Genomic DNA, 1,609 nt, shown 5'->3' on the forward strand with positions numbered 1-1,609 from the left:
CTTGATCTTTAACGTCAGGGCCCGAACGGTTCGTCGTACTTGATCACTCGGATTGGTAACTGCGGTACACGCAGGCGGCCTTCGGCTGAGCATGTGATCCGACCAAGGAACACACAACGCTCAGCACGAAGGCCGTGGGGATGAGTCTGTCGCATCATGCTGTCCCGCAGGATCCGTTTGCGGGACTGTCACGCTTCCGGGGTGAGTTCTACTCCTGTCTGACCAGGCGTGCGGATGGGCTGTTCGAACTCGCGGACGCGGTGTTGTGCGCGGATGGTCCGGTCCGGTCGCTGGTGGAACTGTCGCTGGTGGGCGAACACCGGCGGGGACACGGCGGGCTCTACGACGCCCTGTCCGCGGGGCGGGTCGATGTCGCCAGGCTGCGACGGGCCCTGGCCACGGTGCCGCTGCCGCGGGCGGCGGATGGCCGGCTGGTTCTGGCCGCCGACCTCACCTGCTGGCTGCGGCCCAGCGCGCACACTTCACCGCAGCGGATCCTGTGCCACACCTATGGGCGGGGCAAGGACCAGCACATTCCTGTTCCCGGCTGGCCGTATTCAGTGATCTGCGCGCTGGAGACCGGCCGCAGTTCCTGGACCGCACCGCTGGACGCACTACGCCTGGCACCGGGTGACGACGCCGCCACTGTTACCGCCGGGCAGATGCGCGAACTGGTCGAACGGCTCATCACGGCCGGGCAGTGGAAGGACGGCGACCCGGAGATCCTGATCGTGGTGGATGCCGGCTATGACGTGCCCCGTCTGGCCTTTCTTCTGAAGGATCTGCCGGTGCAGGTGCTGGGCCGGATGCGCTCGGACCGCGTCCTGCGACGTGCGGTCCCATGCCGCGAGCCGGGTGTCCGGGGCCGTCCGCCCCGCCACGGCGCCGAGTTCGTCTTCGGTGACCCGGCCACCTGGAACACTCCCGAAGCGCAGACTGTGACGGAGACCCGCCTTTACGGCACCGCCGTCGCACGGGCCTGGGACCGGCTCCACCCGAGGCTGACCCACCGCTCGGCCTGGACGGCTCAGCTCGGCGCCCTGCCGGTCATCGAGGGCACCGTGATCCGCTTGCAGGTCGAGCACCTGCCCAGCGGGGCAACACCGAAGCCGGTCTGGCTGTGGTGGTCAGGCACCGATGCCACGGAAAGCGACGTCGACACGCTCTGGCAGGCATTCCTGCGGCGCTTCGACATCGAACACACCTTCCGGCTGTTCAAGCAGACCCTGGGCTGGACCTGCCCGAAGATCCGCAGTCCCGAAGCCGCAGACCGCTGGACCTGGCTGGTCATTGTGGCCTTCACTCAGCTCCGGCTCGCCCGCCCGCTGGCGGCCGACCTGCACCGGCCGTGGGAGAAGCCAAGTCCCGCGGACAGACTTACCCCTGCGCGAGTCCGCCGCGATTTTCGGCACCTCCGGCCGAAGGCCGCCTGTCCGGCCGGAGCACCGAAATCCTCTCGGCCAGGCCCAGGACGGCCACCCGGCCGCAGGAACAACCAACCCACTGCACGCTATGACGTGCACACAGTCGGCAAACCAGCCCCCGCGAAACGACGGACGAAGAAGTCAACAACCCCTCGTCCACGCCGCACAGGTTAAAGATCAAGCTA

Annotated in this window: 1 protein-coding gene; it reads left to right on the forward strand. The window is 67.7% G+C overall.

Features of this window, described 5'->3' with window-relative positions:
• Nucleotides 1–140: 140 nt before the first annotated feature.
• A complete protein-coding gene (locus tag ACFVW8_RS39110; RefSeq protein ID WP_389698817.1) occupies nt 141–1,598 on the forward strand; it encodes an NF041680 family putative transposase in 1,458 nt (485 codons plus the stop codon).
• Nucleotides 1,599–1,609 lie beyond the last annotated feature (11 nt).

The organism is Streptomyces sp. NPDC058221, from assembly GCF_042882365.1.
Classification (GTDB): domain Bacteria; phylum Actinomycetota; class Actinomycetes; order Streptomycetales; family Streptomycetaceae; genus Streptomyces.

Coding starts and splice junctions, on each gene's coding strand:
- ACFVW8_RS39110 (WP_389698817.1), top strand. CDS start 141: ATGAGTCTGTCGCATCATGCTGTCCCGCAGGATCCGTTTGCGGGACTG.